Here is a 19302-nt window from a genome sequence, read left to right on the forward strand (position 1 = left end):
TCGGTACTTTTCGCTAGCCGATAAAGTCCCGACTCCGTTCGCGAAAGCGCCGGCATGACACTCTACGAACGCACCGTCGACCTGGGCCTCAAGGCCTACAAGACGACGCTATCGCCCTTCATCGGGCGCCAGTGCCGGTATCTGCCGACCTGTTCGGAATACGCGGCCCAGGCGCTCAAGGATCACGGACCCTTCAAAGGGTCCTGGCTCGCGGTGGGACGGATTTGCCGTTGCAATCCGTTCGGCGGCTCGGGGTACGACCCGCCGCCTCCGCCGAAGACGCCGCGCAAGTGGATATGTGAAGAATGATCGACCTGATTTTCCCCGACGGCTCGGCCCGCCAGTATGCTGACGGTTCGACGGGCCGCGACGTGGCCGCGTCCATCTCCAAGTCCCTCGAAAAGAAGGCCCTGCTGATCAAGCTGGACGGCCAACTGCTGGACCTGGATCGTCCGCTGACGGCCGACCTGCTGGGCGGCGGAAACAAGTTCGAGATCATCACGCGCGAATCGCCCGACGCGCTGGACACCATCCGTCACGACACGGCCCACGTGCTGGCCGAAGCTGTGCAGGAACTTTTCCCGGGCACGCAGGTTACCATCGGACCCAACGTCGAAGACGGGTTCTACTATGACTTCGCCCGCGACGAGCCGTTCAGCCTGGACGACCTGGCCACGATCGAAAAGCGCATGAAGGAAATCGTCGACCGCGACGAGAAGATCACGCGCGAGGTCTGGGACCGCGACGAGGCGATCAAGCACTTCGACGACATCGGCGAGCAGTACAAGGCCCAGATCATCCGCGACCTGCCGGGCACGGACACGATCACGGTCTATCGCCAGGGCCAGTGGAAGGACCTCTGCCGAGGTCCGCACCTGCCGTCGACCAAGCACGTGGGCAAGGCGTTCAAGCTGACCAAGCTGGCCGGCGCCTACTGGCGCGGCGACCAGAACAACGCCCAGCTCCAGCGCATCTACGGCACGTCGTGGGCCTCGGAAGCCGATCTCGAAGCCTACATCAAGCGCATCGAGGAAGCCGAGCGCCGCGACCACCGCAAGCTGGGCAAGGCGCTGGACCTCTTCCACATGCAGGAAGAAGGCCGCGGCATGGTCTTCTGGCACCCCAAGGGCTGGAAGCTGTGGCAGACGCTTGAGGCCTATATGCGCCGCAGCCTCGACAAGGCCGGCTATATCGAGGTCAAGACGCCCCAGGTGCTGGACAAGCACTTCTGGGAAAAGTCTGGCCACTGGGACAAGTATCGTTCCAACATGTTCACGTGCGAGACGGTCGAGGGCGAGATCCTGTCGCTCAAGCCGATGAACTGCCCGGGCCACGTGCAGATCTGGAACGTCGGCCAGCGGTCGTACCGCGAGCTGCCGATGCGCATGGCCGAGTTCGGCGCCTGCCACCGCTACGAGCCGTCGGGCGCCCTGCACGGCCTGATGCGGGTGCGCGCCTTCACCCAGGACGACGCCCACATCTTCTGCCGCGAGGACCAGATCGTCGAGGAGACCGAGCGCTTCATCCGCCTGACGCGGATGATCCACGCGGATCTGGGCATGACGACCAAGTACATCGCCCTGGCCACGCGCCCGGAACTGCGCGCGGGCTCGGACGAGTTCTGGGACAAGGCCGAGGGCATGCTGGCCGAGGCCGCGCGCCTGGCCGGCGTCGAGCCGGTGATCGCCGAAGGCGACGGCGCCTTCTACGCGCCGAAGCTCGACTTCATCGTCCAGGACGCCATCGGCCGCGAGTGGACCTGCGGCACGTTGCAGCTGGACTACGTCCTGCCCGAGCGGCTGGGCGCGGAATATATCGGCGAGGACGGCGCCAAGCATCGCCCCGTGATGCTGCACCGGGCGATCCTGGGTTCGTTCGAGCGCTTCATCGGCATCCTGCTGGAGAACTACGCCGGCGCCCTGCCGCTGTGGTTGGCGCCGGTGCAGGTGGTGGTCGCCACGATCACCTCCGACGCCGACGATTACGCCCAGCGCGTGGCCGACCGATTGACTTCGATGGGCATTCGCGCAGAGGTCGATTTCCGTAACGAGAAGATCAATTACAAGATTCGCGAGCACAGCCTCGCGAAGGTTCCCGTGATCGCAGTGGTCGGGCGTAAGGAAGCCGAGAACGGAGAGGTCGCCCTGCGACGCCTTGGCGGCGAGGGGCAGAAGGTGCTGTCGCTGGAAGACGCCGTCGCGGCGTTGACCGAGGAGGCGACGCCGCCGGACCTGGCCCGGGCTCGCGCGGACGTACGGTCCGCGGAGTTGGCGCAAGCCTGATGAACAGCATTCTCCCGTCTCATTCGACCTTCGTCTCCGGCGTGCGGCCGGTCCGGCCGCGCATCTCGGTGGTGATGGTGGTCTATCAGACGGGAGAGGCGCTGGTCGAAAGCATCCGGCACGTGCTGGCCGAGCCGCTGGTCGAGGAATTCGTCATCGTCGACAACGGCTCGCCGGCGGCCGAGGCCGAGCGCCTGCGCACCCTGGGCATGACCGAGGCGCGGGTGGTGCTGCAGCAGGGCCACGGCAACATCGGCTTCGCGCGCGGCGCCAATCTGGGCGCCGAGACCGCGCGCGGCGAATACATCGTCTTCCTCAATCCCGACGCCAACCTGCAGTCCGGCTGCATCCAGGCCCTGGTCGACGCCTTCGGCGAGCGGCCCGCCCCGATCGTGGTCGGCGCCCGGGTGCTGAACGTCGACGGCAGCGAACAGCGCGGCGGCCGTCGTGGCGAAGTCACCCCGGTGACCACCCTGCTCAGCTTCAGCCAGCTCAGCAGCCGCATCCCCGGCCTGGCCGGCTTCGAGATCCACCGCGAGCACGAGCCGGTGCCGGCCGAGCCGATCGCCCTGCCGACCATCTCCGGCGCCTGCTTCGCCCTGCGCCGCATCGACTTCGAGTTCCTGGGCGGCTTCGACGAGGGCTATTTCCTGCACGTCGAGGACATCGACCTGTGCTGGCGCGCCCGCCAGGCCGGCGGCCAGGTGCTGTTCCAGCCCAAGGCCGAGGTGATCCACCTGGGCCACACCAGCCTGGAGCATCCGCTGAAGGTGGAGTTCCACAAGGGCGTGGGGCTCAGCCGCTACTTCATCAAGCGGGCCGACACCATCCAGCGCTACGTCATCGCCGTGCTGCTGGCTCCGGCCATCATGGTCATGTCGCTGGTGCGCCCCCTGTTCACGGCCCGTCTGCGCAAATGAACCGCAAGACGGTCGTTCGGGCTCTGGACCGCCTGGGGCTGGCGGACACGGCCTTCGGCCTGTTCCAGCGCGCCATGGCCTGGCGGGCCGCGCCCGGCGTCGCCGAAGCCGACGGCGTGCCCGTGCCGCCGGCCTATCTGCGGGTGATCACCGCCGGCCACGCCGACACCGACGCCTTCCTGGCCCAGGGCCGGACCACCTTCGACGAACTGTCGGCCATCGCCGCTCGCCACGGCCTGCCGTTCGAGGACGGCCGCAAGGTGCTGGAGTTCGGCAGCGGCTGCGGACGCCTGGCCCGTTACGCGGCCGGCAAGGCCATCGCCCTCAGCGGCTGCGACATCCATCCGAAGCTCGTGGCCTGGTGCGCCGCCAACCTGCCGGGCCGCTTCGTGCTGTCGCGCCAGACCCCGCCCCTAGCCTTCGAGGCCGGCGAATTCGACGTGGTCTACGCCACCTCGGTCTTCACCCACATGACCGACGGGCCGCTGCGTCAGTGGCTGGCCGAACTGGCCCGCGTGACCCGGCCGGGCGGCCTGGCCATGCTCAGCTTCTTCGACCCGTTGATCCCGGGCGCGCAGGCCTTCGCCGCCGAACTGGCCCGCGACGGCTTCCACATCCGCCAGAACGGGGCCGAGGGCTCCAACCTCTTGTGCGGCTACATGACCCGCGAGGGCTTCGCCGAGCGCGCCGCCCCGCACTGGTCGCTGGTCGAGGTCATCGACAGCCCGGTCTCGGCCAGCGGCCAGGCCATGGCGGTGTTTCGCCGCCAGGGCTGAGACCTCTCAGGCCGGAAACCCGCCGGCCTTGCCCAGGGACGAGGCCGGGGCGGTCTTGCCCAGGCGCTCGCTGACCTCGCGCCCGATGGCGATCAGGGCGGAAAGGTCGTAGCCGGTCTCGAAGCCGGCGCGCTCCAGCATGTAGACGAGGTCCTCGGTCCCGATGTTGCCGGTGGCGTTCGGGGCGAACGGACAGCCGCCCAGGCCGCCGACCGAGGCGTCCAGCACGTCGACCCCGGCCTCGACGCCCGCGAAGGCGTTGGCCAGGCCGGTGTTTCGGGTGTCATGGAAATGCAGGCGCAGGCGCGGCCCCGGGGCGGCGGCGCGCACGGCCTCGACGCGCTTGCGGACGGTCCAGGGGTCGGCGACCCCGATGGTGTCGGCGATGACGATCTCGGCCACGCCCAGGCCGGCGGCCTCGCGGGCGATGGCGACGACTTGGTCTTCCGAGACCTCGCCGTCGAACGGACAGCCGAAGGCCACCGAGATGGTGGCGCTGATCGGCGGGCCGCCCTCGACCGCCTGGCGCTCGACGATGGCGGCCAGGGCGTCGACCTGCTGGGCGCTGGTCGTGCCCTGATTGGCCACACCGAAGCCGTCGGTGGCGCAGACCACGACATTGGCCTCGTCGCACCGGGCGGCCACGCAGCGCTCCCAGCCCCGCATGTTCAGCACCAGGCCGATGCGGGCGTGGACCAGGTCGGCGGGCAGGCCGGCCATGATCTCCTCGGCCCCGGCCATCTGCGGCACGCGATTGGGGTTCACGAACGACACCGCCTCGATGCGCCTGGCGCCGGCCGCCTCCAGCCGGCGGATCATCGAGAGCTTCTCCTCGACGCTCAGCGACAGCTTCTCGTTCTGCAGGCCGTCGCGCGGGCCGACCTCGACGATCTGGATGAAGCGGCTCATCGGCGGGGCTCCTCTTCGGCCGCCTCGCCCTCCTCGTCGGGCGCGATCGGCGCGCCGCGATAGAGGGTCAGCCGTTCCTTGTCGCCGTCGGAATAGTCGAAGCCGTCGACCACGCCCGCCGGACGCGCCATCTGACCCAGCTCGGCCAGGGCGGCCTGGAAGGCGGCCTCCTGGCGGCCCTCGACCACGGCGGGCCGGCCCTCGGCCACGGCCTGGGCGGCGCCCGCCGGATCGGTCAGCTCGGTGGTGGTGCCCAGCAGGAACACCATGCTGGGCTCGGCGTAGCCGGTGACGGCGACGGGACCGGGCGCGCCCCTGCGCGGCGCCAGATCGGCCTTCTCCAGCGCCTTCTCCAGGCGCGGCGACAGCAGCAGCGGCTCCAGGCGCGGCACGAGCAGACTCACCAAGGCGCCGTGGGCCAGGATCCCCAGCACCCCGGCCGAGACCAGGGCGGTGGCGGCGGTCTTGCGCATCACCAGCACCGCCCCCGCGAGCCCGGCGGCCAGGAACAGCAGGGCGGTCAGGAGGGTGACGGGCAGGTCGCCCGGATCGCCGTAGTCCTTGTGCAGATAGCCGACCAGCCCGGCGAACAGCACCCCGGCCAGGGCCGACAGCACCGCCCCGACGACGCGCGAGATCTTGCCCAGCGGCGCCCGCAGCGACGCGGCCATCAGCATGGCCAGGGCCGGGAAGGCGGGCAAGGTGTAGTGCACCAGCTTGGTCGGCAGGATCTCGAACACCAGCCAGGTGGGGATCAGCCAGCACAAAGCGAAGCGGATCCCCGCCTCCTTGCGGCCGGTCCAGCCCAGCACTACGCCCGACGGCAGCAGCAGGGTGGCCGGAAACACCAGCAGGAAGGCGGCCAGGGCGTAGACGCCGAACGGGGCGCCGTGACTCTCCTGGCCGCCGGCCAGCTTGGGGGCGAGGTCGCCGCCCACCGCCGTGGACCAGAAGGCCCCATCGGTGGCCACGGTGATCATCATCGCCCAGGGCAGGACGATGGCCGCCGCCAGGGTCAGGCCCCAGCCCCAGCCCAGGTCCTTAAGCCACGGCGCCTTGCGGTCCCAGATCCACAGGGCGATCACGCTGAGCGCCACCACCATCAGGCCGACCGGGCCCTTGATCAGCACGCCCATGGCCAGGCCGATCCAGAAGGCGAGCTTGGTCCAGCGGTTCACCGTCTCGCCGGCCAGGTGGGCGGCGTAGATGCGGGCGATCGCCGCCATGGCCAGGGTGGTGAAGCCGCACAGGGCCGCATCGGTCTTGGCGATGAAGGCTTCGGTCGACAGCAGGATGGTCGCGCCCAGGATGCCGCCGGCCAGCAGGCCGGTCTTGGGACTCAGCAGGGCCGAGGCGCCCCAGGCGCACGCGGCGGCGGCCAGCATGGCGCCCAGCAGCGAGGGAATGCGATAGGCCCAGATGCCCCGGTCCTCGGCGGCCGAGAAGGCCGTGACGCTGGCGGCCTGCAGCCAATGGATGCCGACGGGCTTCTTGAAGCGCGGCTGATCCTGGAACTTGATGACCACCAGGTCGTCGGTTTCCAGCATCTGGGCGGTGGCCTGGGCGAAGCGCGATTCGTCGCGATCCAGCGGCGGCATGGCGAACAGGCCGGGCAGGCCGGCGATCAAGGCCACCAGGGCGGCGAACAGCGGACCGCGCCAGCCGCGGCTCCAGTCATCCAGGCGCGATTCAAGTGTCATCATGCTGGAATAGCACGATCCTTCTTTTAGGCTATTTTTGCGCTATGAGAGGCCGATGACCGCTCCCGTTTCCGCTTCTCCCGACTATTCGATCGTCGTTCCCGTCTTCGATGAAGGCGGCGCCGCGCCGGCCCTGGCCCGCGAGATCGCGACGGCCTTCGCCGGCGAGAACCACGAGATCATCTTCATCGACGACGCCAGCCGCGACGACACCAAGGCGCTGCTGACGGCGCTGAAGGCCGAGATCCCGCAGCTGCGGGTGCTGGGCCATCGCAAGAACTCGGGCCAGAGCCGCGCCGTGCGCAGCGGCGTGCTGGCCGCCCGCGCGCCCATCGTCGTCACCCTGGACGGCGACGGCCAGAACGACCCGGCCGACGCGCCGCGCCTGGCCAAGGCCTTGAAGGCCGGCCCGCCCGAACTGGCCCTGGTCGGCGGCGAGCGGGTCAAGCGCCAGGATTCCAGCGCCAAGCGCTTCGCCTCGAAATTCGGCAACGGCGTGCGCAAGCGCCTGCTGAAGGACACCGCCAACGACACCGGCTGCGGGCTGAAGGCCTTCCGCCGCGAGGCCTTCCTGCGCCTGCCCTACTTCGATCACATCCACCGCTACATCCCGGCCCTGATGCTGCGCGAGGGCTACGAGGTGGCGTTCCAGCCGGTGAACCACCGCCACCGCGAGAGCGGCGTGTCGAAATACACCAACTTCGGCCGGCTGAAGGCCTCGGTGTCGGACCTGCTGGGCGTGATGTGGCTGCAGACCCGGGCCCGCAATCCGCAGGGCGTCGACGAGGTCTGATCGACGCGGGGCGCGCGCTGCGCCTTGCCGCGCCCCCGCCGCCTCGTCCATAAGACGCCATGGACGAAAACCTGTTGCATGACGTGCTCGCCGCCGCGCGCAAGGCCGGCGCCGACGCCGCCGAAGCCGTGTTCGCTCAGCGCCAATCCCTCTCCGTCAGCGTTCGCCTGGGCGAGCTGGAGGAGGTCGAGCGCGAGGAATCCCGCGACATCGGCCTGCGTGTCTTCGTGGGCAAGCAGAGCGCCACGGTGTCGGGTTCGGACATCTCGCCCGAGGGCCGCGCCAAGCTGATCGACCGGGCCGTGGCCATGGCCCGCCTGGCGCCGGAGGATCCCTACGCGGCGCTCGCCCCGGCCGAGCGCCTGGCGCGCGGGCCGTTCAAGGACCTGGACCTCTTCGACCCCACCGAGCCCTCGGCCGAGACCCTGGAGGACCAGGCGCGGCAGGCCGAGGCCGCCGCCCGCGCCATCGAAGGCGTGACCAATTCCGACGGCGGCAGCTCGTCCTGGAGCGCCTCGACCTGGCGGCTGGCCACCAGCGAGGGCTTCGACGGCCTGCACAAGGCCAGCGGTTTCGGCCTCTCGGCCTCGGCCATCGCCGGCGAGGGCGCGGGCATGGAGCGGGGCGGCGAGGGCCGCTCGACCCGCCACGCCGCCGACCTGCCCAGCCCCGAGAGCATCGGCGCCAAGGCCGGCGAGCAGGCCGTCGCCAAGCTGAACCCTCGCAAGATCGCCTCGACCACCGCTCCGGTGATCTTCGAGAATCGTCTGGCCATGTCGCTGATCAGCCCGCTGATCGGCGCGATCTCGGGTCCGTCCATCGCCCGCGGCACCTCGTTCCTGAAGGACAAGCTGGGGCAGGCGATCTTCGCCAAGGGCGTGAACCTGCTGGACGATCCGTTCCGGGTGCGCGGCCTGGGCTCGGCCCCGTTCGACGACGAGGGCGTGGCCTGCGAGCAGCGCAACCTGATCGACGACGGCGTGCTGACCACCTGGCTGATGAACATCAGCTCGGCCAAGCAGCTGGGTCTGCAGTCGACCGGCCACGCCTCGCGAGGCCTGGCCGGCCCGTCGGGCGTCTCGACCCATAACCTGACGATGCAGCCGGGCACGCAAGACCTGCCGGGCCTGATGGCCGACGCGGGCACGGGCCTCCTGGTGACCTCGATGTTCGGTCCCTCGCTGAACGGCAACACCGGCGACTGGTCGGTGGGCTGCTCGGGCTTCTGGTTCGAGAACGGCGTCTCCACCGGTCCGGTCACCGAGATCACCGTGGCCGGCAACCTGATCGACATCTACGCCCGCCTGGTTCCCGGCTCGGACCTGGAGATCCGGGGGGCCAGCAACAGCCCGTCCCTGCTGGTCGACGCCCTGGCGATCGCCGGCAAATGACCGACCTGGACCTGATCCTCGACGCCGCGCGCGAGGCCGGGGCCCTGGCGGTCTCGGCGCGCGAGGGCGGCCTGAAGATCTGGTCCAAGGACGGCGGCTCGCCGGTCACCGACGCCGACCTGGCGGTGGACGCCCTGCTGAAGGACCGCCTGCGTGCGGCCCGTCCCGACTATGGCTGGCTGTCGGAGGAGACGGTCGACGACCCGGCGCGCCTGTCCACCACCCGCCAGTTCCTGGTCGATCCCATCGACGGCACGGCCGCCTATATGAAGGGCAAGCCGTGGTTCTCGGTCTCCATCGCCGTGGTCGAGGCCGGACGCCCCGTCGCCGGGGTGGTCTACGCCCCGGCCCTGGACGAGCTCTACGCCGCCACCGCCGAAGGCGAGGCCACGCTGAACGGCGCGCCCATCGCGCCCGGCGTCGCCACGACGCTGGACGACGCGGCCATGCTGGGCGACGCGCGGATGTTCGTGCACCCGTCCTGGCCCACCCCGTGGCCGCCGATGCGGGTGGAGAGCCGCAACTCCATCGCCTATCGCCTGTGCCTGGTGGCCGACGGCCGCTTCGACGCCGCCATCGCCTTGTCGGCCAAGAACGAGTGGGACCTGGCCGCCGCCGACCTGATCTGCGCGCGTGCGGGGGCGGTCCTGACCGACCATCTGGGCCGATCCTTCACCTATAATCGGACAATTCCGCTGCTTCCGAGCGTGGTTTGCGCCAATCGGGCGCTTCAGCCGTTGATCCTGTCACGCGTCGGGCATATCGACCTGCCATAACGATAACTTCCGCGCAGGATATTCCCCCCTATGTCCGACAAGCAGCTTCTTCATCTCGTGATCGGCGGCGAACTGAAGAACGTTTCCGATATCGAATTCCGCGACCTGTCCCAGGTGGAATTCGTCGGCGCCTACGCCACCTACGCCGACGCCCACGCCGCCTGGAAGGCCAAGGCCCAGGCCACCGTCGACAACGCCCACGCGCGCTACTTCATCATCCACGCGCACAAGCTGCTGGATCCGAGCACGGACTGATCGTCCTGATCCTTCTCCCCTTGCGGGAGAAGGTGTCAGCCGAAGGCTGACGGATGAGGGGTCGCACAGACGACAAAAGCCGCGACCGGCCTTTCGGCTTGTCGCGGCTTTTCTGTTCTTCAACCCCTCACCCGACCCCACTCCGTGGGGCCACCCTCTCCCGCAAGGGGAGAGGGATTATTCTCTACGCAAGATCCCTTCCGTCACGATCCCGCCGATCATCCCAGCCCGGAAGTCGGCCTTGATCTTCACGGGGTCGTAGTCGGGACTCTCCACCCACTGGGTGAAGGTCAGGCCCTTGGGGGCCGCGTCGGTCAGGTAGCGTTCGAAGGTGTAGTCCAGCACCCCCGTCTTGCCCTGCTTGATGTGCAGGTACTTGAACGACAGCTGCTCCAGGGCCTCCTCGATGGGCATGCCCAGGCGGTAGTGGCAGTAGAGCACGCTCATGATGCCCGCCCGGTCCGCGCCGGACTTGCAGTGCAGCAGGGCCGGATATTCGATGCTCTCGAACAGGTCGCGCGCCCCCAGCACTCGCTCCTTGATCGGCACCTCGCGCGAGGTGATCACGAAGTCGACCATCTTCAGGCCCTGCTTCTCGCAGGCGTATTTCTCGAGCGCGTAGAAGCTGCCGTCGAACCCGCCGCGCAGGTTGATGATCGTCTTGACGCCCTTCTTCTTCCACTCGGCCAGCTGGTGGGGCCAGGGCTGGTTGGTGCGCACCAGTTCGGGGCTGATCCAGTGGTCGTTCTTGAAGCCCAGGCGCAGATAGGCGTGGTCGTTCCACAGGTACGACAGGTAGGTCTTGAAACGTCCCCAGCGGGTGGAGGTGTCGTAGCCGGGCAAGCGGTCGGTCCTTCGGTGAAGAGGCCTAAGTAGGCGCCACAGCCCTGTAATGCAAAAGCCACAGCGCCGCACCCCCGCCGCAATGACAGGCCATAGCCCAGCTTGACAGTCCCGCCCCGAAATCCGACCCCTGGCCGCATGACCGATCCCACAGCGCCGCAAGCCACCAACCGCGCCCTCGCCGCGCGGATCTGGCGCGACTTCCTGCGTCCGCGCTGGAAGGGCCTGGTGGTATCGGTGCTGTGCGCCGCCGTGGTGGCCCAGCTCAGCGTCCAGCTGGCCCGGATCATCGAGCCGGCCATCGACCAGTTGATCACCCACCCCAAGCCCGGCGCGATCTGGGCCATCCCCCTGACCATCGCGGGCCTGGCCCTGGGCCGGGGCCTGTTCCAGGTGATCCAGGCCAACCTGATCAACCGCATCGGCAACGGCGTGGTCGGCGACATGCAGGTGCGCCTGTTCGGCAAGCTGGTTCGCTCGGACCTGGCCCGGCTGCGCGGCGCCCATTCCGGCTCCTACGTCGCCTCGGTGCTCTATGACGCCGGCCTGATCCGCGAGGCGGCGACCACCGGCGTGGTCAACTATGTGCGCGAGTTCCTGACCGTGATCGGGGCGCTGGTGGCGATGTTCGGCTTCGACCCGCTGCTGGCCGCCGCCATCCTGCTGGTGGCGCCCCTGGCCAGCCTGATCATGCGGCGGTTCTCCAAGCGCACCACCAAGGCCGCCAAGGGCGCCATGGGCGAGACCTCCAACCTGTCGACCGCGATCATGGAGAGCCTGGACGGGGTCAAGATCGTCAAGATGGAGAACCGCGAGGCCTACGAGGAGGCGCGCGTGGCCCAGGTGGTCGAGCGCCGCCAGCGCCACCTGATCAAGGGCTCCAACGCCAAGGCCATGGCCGCCCCGGCCACCGAGAGCTTCACCACGATCCTGGTGGCCCTGGTCTTCGTCTATGCCGGCTGGCGGGCCACCAGCGGCGCCCTGGCCCTGGGGCCGTTCACGCTGAAGCCGATGACCGCCGGGGTGTTCTTCGCCTTCCTGACGGCGCTGCTGATGGCCGCCCAGTCGCTGCGCCAGGTGGCCAACCTGCAGACGGTGTTCAGCGAGGGCCTGACCGCCGCCCGGCGCCTGTTCCAGCAGTTGGACGTCGAGGCCACCATCGTCGATCCCGCCGACGCCAAGGCCCTGCCGCCCGGCGAGGCGACCATCGCGTTCGAGAACGTCAGCTTTGCCTATGGCGAGAACGCTCCGGCCCTGCACGACGTCTCGATCACCGCCAGCCGGGGCGAGACCATCGCCCTGGTCGGCCCCTCGGGCGGCGGCAAGAGCTCGCTGCTGAACCTGATCCCGCGCTTCTACGACGTCACCGGCGGGGCGGTGACCATCGACGGCCACGACGTGCGCGGCGTGACCCTGGCCAGCTTGCGCGACCGCATCGCCCTGGTCACCCAGGAGCCGTTCCTGTTCGACGACACCATCCGCGCCAACATCGCCTATGCCCGCCCGGGGGCGGCCGAGGACGAGATCGAGGCGGCGGCCCGCCAGGCGGCGGCCCACGACTTCATCTCCGACCTGCCGCTGGGCTACGACACCATCGTCGGCGAGGCCGGGGCGCGGCTGTCGGGCGGCCAGCGCCAGCGCATCGCCATCGCCCGGGCCTTCCTCAAGGACGCCCCGATCCTGCTGCTGGACGAGGCCACCAGCGCGCTCGACACCGAGAGCGAGGCCCAGGTCCAGGCGGCGCTGGAGCGGCTGATGGCCGGCCGCACCACCATCCTGATCGCCCACCGCCTGTCGACCGTGAAGGGCGCCGACCGCATCTACGTGATCGACCGGGGCCGGGTCGTGGAGACCGGGACCCACGCGGCCCTGGTGCGCCAGAAGGGGCTCTATGCGCGCCTGGCCAAGGCCCAGGACCTGGACCATCTGCCGGAGAACGCCGAATGAGGCCTCTGCGCTGGCCCCTGGTGATCACGATCCTGTCGTCGATCTTCGCCGGCTACTCCAAGCTCGTCTTCCACACCCTGCGCATGACCCGCGAGGGCCAGGAGCACGCCGAAGACGTCTGGGCGAAGGGTCGCGAGACCGGCTCGGGCGCGATCCTCTGCTTCTGGCACGCGCGCATCCCGATGTCGCCGCTGACCTGGCCGCAGGACCCGTCGCGCCAGGACATGCGGGCCCTGATCTCGCGCTCGGCCGACGGCGAGTTCATCGCCCAGACCGTCGAGAAGCTGGGCTTCCCCTCGATCCGGGGCTCGTCGACCAAGAAGTCCGACCCGGCCAAGAACAAGCACGGCGAGCAGGCCTTCCGCGACATGATCAAGTGGGTCAAGGACGGCGGCGGCGTGGCCATCACCCCCGACGGCCCGCGCGGCCCGGCCGAGCGCATGGAGAAGGGCACCCCGTCCCTGGCCCGGGTCACCGGCGCCCCGGTGATCTTCGTGGGCCTGGCCGCCAAGCCCTGCCTGCGCCTGGGCTCGTGGGACCGCACGGTGATCCCCCTGCCCTTCGCCAAGGCCGCCATGGTCTGGAGCGCGCCCACGGCCGCCGGCCGGGGCGACGACCCCGACGCCCTGGTCGACGACTGGGCGGCCCAACTGTCGGCCGTGACCCGGCGGGCGGAAGAGATCGTGGGGCTGGAGCCGGATGTCGTCTAGGGCCGCGGGCCTGGTCGCCCTGGCTCTGCTCCTGAGCCCCGCCGTGGCCGCCGCCGCGCCCGGCGACGGCTTCGACGTGACGCGCTACGACCTGGCCCTGACGCCGGACGTCGCCAACCGGACGGTCGCCGGCCGCGAGACGATCACCCTGCGCGCCACCGGCGACGGACTGCGGCGGCTGAGCTTCTCGGCCAACGCCCTGACCATCGACAGCGCCACGTTGGACGGCGCGCCGGTGGCCGTAAGCGCCGGCGCCGGCGGCCTGAGCTTCGACCTGCCCGCGCCGCTGGCGCGCGGGCGCGTGGTGCGGCTGGAGCTGGCCTATCACGGCCGCCCCGCGCGCGGTTTCGAGGGCTCGGCGACCGCGCTCTACACCAGCTATTTCGCCTGCGACTGGATGGTCTGTCCGCAGGAGCGCTTCGGCGACAAGGCCGAGTTCGCGCTGGACCTGACCGTACCGACCGGCATGGACGCGCTCTCGGTCGGCGAGCGGGTCGCCCGGCGGCCTTTGCCAAGCGGCGGCGAGGTTCAGAGCTGGCGGGCGCCCCGCCCCTATTCGCCCTATCTGTTCGGCTTCGCGGTCGGCCGGTTCGTCCGCGCCGAGGAGCGGGTCGGTTCGGCCCGGCTCGCCTATCTGAGCGACGTCGCCGCCCCGGACGACCTGAAACGCCGGTTCGCCGACACCGGCGCGATGGCCCGCTTCTTCGCCGACAAGGCCGGCGCGCCCCTGCCCGCCCCGACCTACAGCCAACTCCTCGTCGCGGGCCGCGAGGCCCAGGAGGCGGCGACCTATGCGGTGCTGGGCGCCGAGGCCGTGCCCGGGGCGCCGGGCGATCCGGCCCAGGACTGGGCCATCGCCCACGAACTGGCCCATCAGTGGTGGGGCAATCTGGTCACCAGCGACGGCTTGAAGGACTTCTGGCTCAACGAGGGCGTCACCACCTTCATGACCGCCGCCTGGAAGGAGCACCGCTACGGCCGCGCCGCCTACGAGGCCGAGCTGACAACGGCGCGCGCGCGTCTGGAGAAAGCGCGGGCCGCCGGCTTCGACAAGCCCCTGGCCTGGGACGGCGCCTATCCCACCCTGGGGACGCGGCGCGCCGTCCAGTACAGCAAGGGCGCGCTGTTCCTGGACCACCTGCGGACCACCCTGGGCGAGAAGGCCTTCTGGGCCGGGCTGCGGCGCTACACTCGCGCCCACGCGGGCGGGGTGGTCACCAGCCGCGACCTCCAGCGGGCGATGGAAGCCTCCAGCGGCCGGGACCTTAATCCGCTGTTTTCAGAGTGGGTGTTCGGCGGCGATTGATCCGTCCGCCCCTTGGTGGGAAGAAGACCCCATGCCGCACGACCACGCCGACCACGCGCACGACCACCATGGCCACGATCACGGTCACGACCATGGGCACAAGCACGCGCACGGCCACGATCACGGCCACCACCATCACGGTCCCGGCGGTCACAGCCACGCGCCCAAGGACTTCGGCAAGGCCTTCGCCATCGGCGCGACGCTGAACATCGGCTTCGTGGTGGCCGAGGCGGTCGCCGGCCTGATGACCCACTCGCTGGCCCTGCTGGCCGACGCCGGCCATAACCTGTCGGACGTGCTGGGGCTGTTCATGGCCTGGGGCGCGGTGATCCTGGCCAAGAAGGCGCCGGGCGGGCGCCACACCTACGGCCTGCGCAAGGGCACGATCCTGGCCTCGCTGACCAACGCCGTCTTCCTGCTGGTGGCCGTGGGCGCCATCGCCTGGGAGGCCGCGCGCCGCTTCGCCGATCCCCAGCCCATCGAGACCGGCCCGGTGATGATCGTGGCCGCCATCGGCATCGTCATCAACACCGCCACGGCCCTGATGTTCATGAAGGGCTCCGAGCACGACCTCAACATCCGCGGGGCCTTCCTGCACATGGCCGCCGACGCCGCCATCTCGGCGGGCGTGGTGGTGGCCGCCGCGGCCATGTGGGCCACCGGCTGGCTGTGGCTGGACCCGGTGGTGAGCCTGGGCATCGTGCTGGTCATCGTGATCGGCACCTGGGGCCTGCTGCGCGACAGCCTGGACCTGGCGCTGGACGCCGCCCCGCGCGGCATCGACGTGAAGGCGGTCAAGGCCTGGCTGGCCGAGCGCCCCGGCGTCAGCGAGGTGCACGACCTGCACATCTGGGCCATGAGCACCACCGAGACCGCCATGACCGCCCACCTGGTGCGCCCGGAAAACCCCGACAACGACCAGTTCCTGCACGACATCTGCGGGGAGATGTCCCGCCGCTTCAACATTGGGCACGTGACCATCCAGGTCGAGAGCGGGGGCGTGGCCACCTGCCACCTGGCCCACGCGGACGCGGTGTGAGCCTTCCCCTTTCCCTGCAGCTCTATCGCGTGGCCACCACCGCGCTGGAGCCGTTCGCGCCGCTGGTCCTGGCCCGCCGCGCCAAGGCCGGCAAGGAAGACCGCGCGCGGCTGCACGAGCGGCTGGGCAAGCCGAAGACGGCCCGCCCGCCCGGTCGCCTCGTCTGGCTGCACGGCGCCAGCGTCGGCGAGAGCCTGTCGATCCTGCCCCTGGTGGAGCGCCTGCGGACCGAGCGGCCGGACGTGGTTGTATTGGTGAGCTCCGGCACCGTCACCTCGGCAGAGCTCCTGGCCCGCCGTCTGCCGGAAGGCGCGATCCATCAATATCTGCCGGTCGACACGCCCGGCGGCGCCCGGCGGTTCCTGGACCACTGGCGGCCCGACCTGGCGGTTTTCGTCGAGAGCGAGCTGTGGCCGAACCTCCTGCTGGCCGCCAAGGCGCGCGGGGTGAAACTGGCCCTGGTCTCGGCCAAGCTGTCGGACAAGAGCTATGACGGCTGGCGGGCGCGGCCGTTCGCGGCCCACGAACTATTCGGCGGCTTCGACCTGATCCTGGCCCAGGACGGCCGCGCGGCCGAGCGCCTGCGCAGCCTGGGCGGCCGGGTGGCCGGCGAGGCGGACCTGAAGTTCGGCTCGGACCCGTTGCCGGTCGACGAGGCGGCCCTGGCCAGCCTCCGCGTGCGGCTCAGCGACCATCCGGTGCTGCTGGCCGCCAGCACCCATCCGGGCGAGGACGAGATCGTGCTGGCCGCCTGGCGCGCCCTTGAGGATCGTCCGCACCTGGTCATCGTGCCCCGCCATCCCGAGCGCGGCCCCGCCGTCGCCGACATGGCTCTGGCCACCGGCGCCACCGTGTCCCTCCGCAGCCAGGAGCCCGACGACAGCGCCGAGGTGATGGTGGCCGACACCCTGGGCGAGCTCGGCCTCTGGTACCGCCTGGCCGACCTGGCCGTGGTGGCCGGCAGCCTGGTCCCGGGGATCGGCGGCCACAATCCGCTGGAGCCGGCGCGGCTGGAGTGTCCCATCGTCTCGGGCCCTCACATCGAGAACTGGCTGACCGCCTATGCCGAGCTGCGCGCCGCCGAGGGCGTGGCCTTCGCCGACGGCTCGGTGCTGGGCGAGCGCCTGGCGGGGCTGCTGGCAAACCCGGAAGCCCTGAAGTCCCAGGCCGGCCGCGCCCGGATCTTCACGGTCCGCCGCGACGCCGAGGCCCGGGCGGCGCTGGACCGCATCGTCGCCCTGCTGGACGCGGGAGACGCCGCATGAAGCTGGCCACACCCCGCTGGTGGTACCGCCGCGACGGCGCGCCCAGCCCGGTCACCCGCGCCCTCCTGACCCCGCTGTCGTGGATCTGGGCCGCGGAGACCGCCCGCCGCATCGCCCGCGCCCAGCCGCGCGGGGCCGACTGCGCGGTGATCTGCGTGGGCAATCTGACGGTCGGCGGGGTGGGCAAGACGCCCATCGTGCGCGAGCTCTTGCTGACCCTGTCTCAACGTGGCCGAAGGGCTCACGGCCTGTCGCGCGGCTATGGCGGTCGGCTGAAGGGCCCGACCCGGGTCAATCCCTCCCGCCACACCGCCAAGGACGTGGGCGACGAGCCGCTGATGCTGGCCCAGGACTTCCCGATCTGGGTGTCGCGCGACCGGGTGCTGGGCGCGCGCAAGGCGGCCGCCAACGGCGCCGAGGTGGTGGTCATGGACGACGGCCACCAGAACCCCGACCTGCGCAAGACGCTGTCGTTCGTGGTGATCGACGGCGAGACCCGCGACGACGAGTGGCCGTTCGGCGACGGCCGGGTGTTCCCCGCCGGGCCGATGCGCGAGCCGCTGAACGTGGGCCTGGCCCGGGCCGACGCGGCCATCGTGCTGTTGCCGGCCGACCTGCCGACGGCCGATCCCGAACTGCTGGCCCTGCTGGGCGACACCCCGGTGCTGATCGCCCGCCTGGAGCCGGCCACGCCGCCGCCCAAGGGCCGCCAGCTGGGCTTCGCCGGCATCGGCAAGCCCTGGAAGGTGGAGCGCTCGCTGAAGGCGGCCGGCTGCCACCTGGTGGACTTCGCGCCTTATCCCGACCACGGCGACTACGACGAGGCGACGCTGAAGTTCCTGTGGGAACGCGCTCAGAGCTTCAGCGCCGGGCTGGTGACGACGGAGAAGGACTGGGTGCGGCTGCCGGCGGAATGGCGGGATCGCGTGACGCCGTGGCCCGTGCGGGCAAGGTTCGAGGACGAGGCGGCGCTGGGGCGGCTGCTGGAGAAGGCGGGGCTTTGAGACTCTCCCCTCCCCCTTGATGGGGGAGGGGTCGGGGGTGAGGGTGATCGCGGAGGCAAGGCTCGCGCTCGATCCTGTAGCGCTGTCACCCCCATCCCCAGCCCTTCCCCCATCAAGGGGGAAGGGGGCTTATTGCGCCCCCGCCTTCTTGGCGAACTCCCACGCTCCGCGCGCCAGCACCGGCACCCGGGCCTCCATCAGCTCGGCATGCGCGCTGGCCGCCGTCCCATCCCGCACCCGCCCCACGATGCCCTGGCAGATGCCCGCCAGGCGGAAGAGGTTGTAGCTGAAGTACCAGTCCAGGTTCGGCAGGCCGTCGCGGCCCGTCGCCTTGCAATACTGCGCCACGGCCTCGGGAATGGTGGGCACGCCATAGGCGGTCAGGTCCTGGATCTCGGCCAGGCCGCCCCGCTGGTCGGACGGCATCACCCAGTTCATCAGGAAGTAGCTGAAGTCGGCCAGCGGGTTGCCCAGGGTCGACAGTTCCCAGTCCAGCACCGCCACCACGCGCGGCTCGGTGGCGTGCAGGATCATGTTGTCCAGGCGGTAGTCGCCATGGACGATCGAGGTCTGGTCGTCGGGCGGGCAGCTTTTCGGCAGGAAGTCGATCAGCCGGTCCATCTCCTCGATCGTCTTGGTCTCGGACGCCTTGTACTGCTTGGTCCAGCGGTCGATCTGGCGGGCGAAGTAGTTGCCCGGCTTGCCGTAGTCGGCCAGGCCCACGGCGGCGTAGTCGACAGTGTGCAGGGCCGCCAGGGTGGCGATCTCGGCCTCGTAGATCGCCCGGCGCTCGGCGGGGGCGTAGTCGGGCAGGGTCCCGTCCCAGAGGATGCGGCCTTCCACATTGTCCATCACGTAGAAGATCGTGCCGATCACGTCCTCGTCCATGCACAGGGCGTAGGCCTTGGCGACGGGGAAGTTCGCCTTGTTCAGCCCCGAGATCACCTTGAACTCGCGGTCGACGGCATGGGCGCTGGGCAGCAGCTTGCCGGGCGGCTTGCGGCGCAGGACGTATTTCTTGGCGGGCGTGACCAGCTGGTAGGTGGGGTTGGACTGGCCGCCCTTGAACTGGCGCACCTCCAGCGGGCCGGCATAGCCCTCGACATTGGCTTCAAGCCAGGTCGCCAGCCTGGCCTCGTCGATGGCGTGGCGCGGGTCGACGGGCTTGGTGCCCGAGTTCATGTCCTGGGCGGACTGTTCGGCCACGGCCATCGCTGTTCTCCCCAACGCTTGTTTGAAAGGGAGTTTAGAGGGTGGGGCGGCGGGCGCAATCCCAAATGCCCCCTTCCCCCTTGATGGGGGAAGGGTCGGGGATGGGGGTGACTGCGGCGGCGACGGTGTCTCGAACGCTACGCGTTCACCCCCATCCGACCGCTTCGCGGCCAC

Annotated in this window: 18 protein-coding genes; 14 read left to right on the forward strand and 4 right to left on the reverse strand. The window is 70.2% G+C overall.

The features are described from left to right. Positions 1–54: 54 nt before the first annotated feature. The 4 genes from yidD to AC07OA_RS03455 are packed head-to-tail and all read left to right on the forward strand — an operon-like array spanning position 55 to position 3978. The gene (gene yidD / locus AC07OA_RS03440) at positions 55–309 is read left to right on the forward strand and encodes a membrane protein insertion efficiency factor YidD (RefSeq protein WP_494662355.1); all 255 of its coding nucleotides are present in this window, start codon (positions 55–57) and stop codon (positions 307–309) included. Beyond that, positions 306–2282, forward strand: coding sequence for a threonine--tRNA ligase (thrS, locus tag AC07OA_RS03445; RefSeq protein ID WP_494662356.1), 1977 nt, complete (start codon positions 306–308; stop codon positions 2280–2282). The genes yidD and thrS overlap by 4 nt, the downstream gene beginning before the upstream one ends. Next, the gene (locus AC07OA_RS03450) at positions 2282–3202 is read left to right on the forward strand and encodes a glycosyltransferase family 2 protein (RefSeq protein ID WP_494662357.1); all 921 of its coding nucleotides are present in this window, start codon (positions 2282–2284) and stop codon (positions 3200–3202) included. The genes thrS and AC07OA_RS03450 overlap by 1 nt, the downstream gene beginning before the upstream one ends. Continuing rightward, the gene (locus tag AC07OA_RS03455) at positions 3199–3978 is read left to right on the forward strand and encodes a class I SAM-dependent methyltransferase (RefSeq protein WP_494662358.1); all 780 of its coding nucleotides are present in this window, start codon (positions 3199–3201) and stop codon (positions 3976–3978) included. The genes AC07OA_RS03450 and AC07OA_RS03455 overlap by 4 nt, the downstream gene beginning before the upstream one ends. A gap of 6 nt (positions 3979–3984) precedes the next feature. Here the strand turns inward: AC07OA_RS03455 and AC07OA_RS03460 are convergent, their stop codons facing one another. Then, positions 3985–4887, reverse strand: a complete 903-nt coding sequence (locus tag AC07OA_RS03460) for a hydroxymethylglutaryl-CoA lyase (protein ID WP_494662359.1) — start codon at positions 4885–4887, stop codon at positions 3985–3987. Then, a complete protein-coding gene (locus AC07OA_RS03465; RefSeq protein WP_494662917.1) occupies positions 4884–6587 on the reverse strand; it encodes an ArnT family glycosyltransferase in 1704 nt (567 codons plus the stop codon). Before AC07OA_RS03465 ends, AC07OA_RS03460 begins: the two co-directional genes overlap by 4 nt. Before the next feature lie 55 nt (positions 6588–6642). Between AC07OA_RS03465 and AC07OA_RS03470 the strand changes: the two genes are divergently transcribed. The 4 genes from AC07OA_RS03470 to AC07OA_RS03485 are packed head-to-tail and all read left to right on the forward strand — an operon-like array spanning position 6643 to position 9802. Continuing rightward, positions 6643–7380, forward strand: coding sequence for a glycosyltransferase family 2 protein (locus AC07OA_RS03470; protein ID WP_494662360.1), 738 nt, complete (start codon positions 6643–6645; stop codon positions 7378–7380). Positions 7381–7439: 59 nt separating this feature from the next. Next, positions 7440–8771, forward strand: coding sequence for a TldD/PmbA family protein (locus AC07OA_RS03475; protein WP_494662361.1), 1332 nt, complete (start codon positions 7440–7442; stop codon positions 8769–8771). Then, complete coding sequence (locus AC07OA_RS03480) at positions 8768–9547, forward strand: 3'(2'),5'-bisphosphate nucleotidase CysQ (protein WP_494662362.1); 780 nt, start codon at positions 8768–8770, stop codon at positions 9545–9547. The genes AC07OA_RS03475 and AC07OA_RS03480 overlap by 4 nt, the downstream gene beginning before the upstream one ends. Positions 9548–9577: 30 nt before the next feature. Continuing rightward, a complete protein-coding gene (locus AC07OA_RS03485) occupies positions 9578–9802 on the forward strand; it encodes a DUF4170 domain-containing protein (RefSeq protein WP_494662363.1) in 225 nt (74 codons plus the stop codon). Positions 9803–9979: 177 nt separating this feature from the next. Here the strand turns inward: AC07OA_RS03485 and AC07OA_RS03490 are convergent, their stop codons facing one another. Continuing rightward, a complete protein-coding gene (locus AC07OA_RS03490) occupies positions 9980–10645 on the reverse strand; it encodes a protein tyrosine phosphatase family protein (RefSeq protein WP_494662364.1) in 666 nt (221 codons plus the stop codon). A 138-nt stretch (positions 10646–10783) separates the two neighbouring features. Here AC07OA_RS03490 and AC07OA_RS03495 point away from each other — a divergent pair, with 138 nt between their 5' ends. From AC07OA_RS03495 to lpxK, 6 genes are read left to right on the forward strand one after another with little or no spacing between them, the layout of a single operon-like run. Next, the gene (locus tag AC07OA_RS03495; protein WP_494662365.1) at positions 10784–12592 is read left to right on the forward strand and encodes an ABC transporter ATP-binding protein; all 1809 of its coding nucleotides are present in this window, start codon (positions 10784–10786) and stop codon (positions 12590–12592) included. After that, positions 12589–13302, forward strand: coding sequence for a lysophospholipid acyltransferase family protein (locus tag AC07OA_RS03500; protein WP_494662366.1), 714 nt, complete (start codon positions 12589–12591; stop codon positions 13300–13302). The genes AC07OA_RS03495 and AC07OA_RS03500 overlap by 4 nt, the downstream gene beginning before the upstream one ends. Continuing rightward, entirely contained in the window at positions 13292–14608 is a 1317-nt protein-coding gene (locus tag AC07OA_RS03505; RefSeq protein ID WP_494662367.1) for a M1 family metallopeptidase, read from the forward strand. The genes AC07OA_RS03500 and AC07OA_RS03505 overlap by 11 nt, the downstream gene beginning before the upstream one ends. A gap of 31 nt (positions 14609–14639) precedes the next feature. Further along, the gene (locus AC07OA_RS03510) at positions 14640–15647 is read left to right on the forward strand and encodes a cation diffusion facilitator family transporter (protein ID WP_494662368.1); all 1008 of its coding nucleotides are present in this window, start codon (positions 14640–14642) and stop codon (positions 15645–15647) included. Continuing rightward, positions 15644–16912, forward strand: coding sequence for a 3-deoxy-D-manno-octulosonic acid transferase (locus AC07OA_RS03515; RefSeq protein ID WP_494662369.1), 1269 nt, complete (start codon positions 15644–15646; stop codon positions 16910–16912). The genes AC07OA_RS03510 and AC07OA_RS03515 overlap by 4 nt, the downstream gene beginning before the upstream one ends. Further along, the gene (gene lpxK / locus AC07OA_RS03520) at positions 16909–17916 is read left to right on the forward strand and encodes a tetraacyldisaccharide 4'-kinase (RefSeq protein WP_494662370.1); all 1008 of its coding nucleotides are present in this window, start codon (positions 16909–16911) and stop codon (positions 17914–17916) included. Before AC07OA_RS03515 ends, lpxK begins: the two co-directional genes overlap by 4 nt. Before the next feature lie 129 nt (positions 17917–18045). Here lpxK and AC07OA_RS03525 read toward each other — a convergent pair whose 3' ends face one another. Next, on the reverse strand, positions 18046–19128 hold the full coding sequence (locus AC07OA_RS03525; protein ID WP_494662371.1) for a phosphotransferase: 1083 nt from the start codon (positions 19126–19128) through the stop codon (positions 18046–18048). Between the last annotated feature and the right edge of the window lie 174 nt (positions 19129–19302).

This window comes from Caulobacter sp. GW821-FHT09B08 (assembly GCF_059418225.1).

What these genes read in the sequence shown, in the direction of transcription:
- yidD (WP_494662355.1), top strand. Translation starts at nt 55, where the DNA reads ATGACACTCTACGAACGCACCGTCGACCTGGGCCTCAAGGCCTACAAG.
- thrS (WP_494662356.1), top strand. Translation starts at nt 306, where the DNA reads ATGATCGACCTGATTTTCCCCGACGGCTCGGCCCGCCAGTATGCTGAC.
- AC07OA_RS03450 (WP_494662357.1), top strand. Translation starts at nt 2,282, where the DNA reads ATGAACAGCATTCTCCCGTCTCATTCGACCTTCGTCTCCGGCGTGCGG.
- AC07OA_RS03455 (WP_494662358.1), top strand. Translation starts at nt 3,199, where the DNA reads ATGAACCGCAAGACGGTCGTTCGGGCTCTGGACCGCCTGGGGCTGGCG.
- AC07OA_RS03460 (WP_494662359.1), bottom strand. Translation starts at nt 4,887, where the DNA reads ATGAGCCGCTTCATCCAGATCGTCGAGGTCGGCCCGCGCGACGGCCTG.
- AC07OA_RS03465 (WP_494662917.1), bottom strand. Translation starts at nt 6,587, where the DNA reads ATGACACTTGAATCGCGCCTGGATGACTGGAGCCGCGGCTGGCGCGGT.
- AC07OA_RS03470 (WP_494662360.1), top strand. Translation starts at nt 6,643, where the DNA reads ATGACCGCTCCCGTTTCCGCTTCTCCCGACTATTCGATCGTCGTTCCC.
- AC07OA_RS03475 (WP_494662361.1), top strand. Translation starts at nt 7,440, where the DNA reads ATGGACGAAAACCTGTTGCATGACGTGCTCGCCGCCGCGCGCAAGGCC.
- AC07OA_RS03480 (WP_494662362.1), top strand. Translation starts at nt 8,768, where the DNA reads ATGACCGACCTGGACCTGATCCTCGACGCCGCGCGCGAGGCCGGGGCC.
- AC07OA_RS03485 (WP_494662363.1), top strand. Translation starts at nt 9,578, where the DNA reads ATGTCCGACAAGCAGCTTCTTCATCTCGTGATCGGCGGCGAACTGAAG.
- AC07OA_RS03495 (WP_494662365.1), top strand. Translation starts at nt 10,784, where the DNA reads ATGACCGATCCCACAGCGCCGCAAGCCACCAACCGCGCCCTCGCCGCG.
- AC07OA_RS03500 (WP_494662366.1), top strand. Translation starts at nt 12,589, where the DNA reads ATGAGGCCTCTGCGCTGGCCCCTGGTGATCACGATCCTGTCGTCGATC.
- AC07OA_RS03505 (WP_494662367.1), top strand. Translation starts at nt 13,292, where the DNA reads ATGTCGTCTAGGGCCGCGGGCCTGGTCGCCCTGGCTCTGCTCCTGAGC.
- AC07OA_RS03510 (WP_494662368.1), top strand. Translation starts at nt 14,640, where the DNA reads ATGCCGCACGACCACGCCGACCACGCGCACGACCACCATGGCCACGAT.
- lpxK (WP_494662370.1), top strand. Translation starts at nt 16,909, where the DNA reads ATGAAGCTGGCCACACCCCGCTGGTGGTACCGCCGCGACGGCGCGCCC.
- AC07OA_RS03525 (WP_494662371.1), bottom strand. Translation starts at nt 19,128, where the DNA reads ATGGCCGTGGCCGAACAGTCCGCCCAGGACATGAACTCGGGCACCAAG.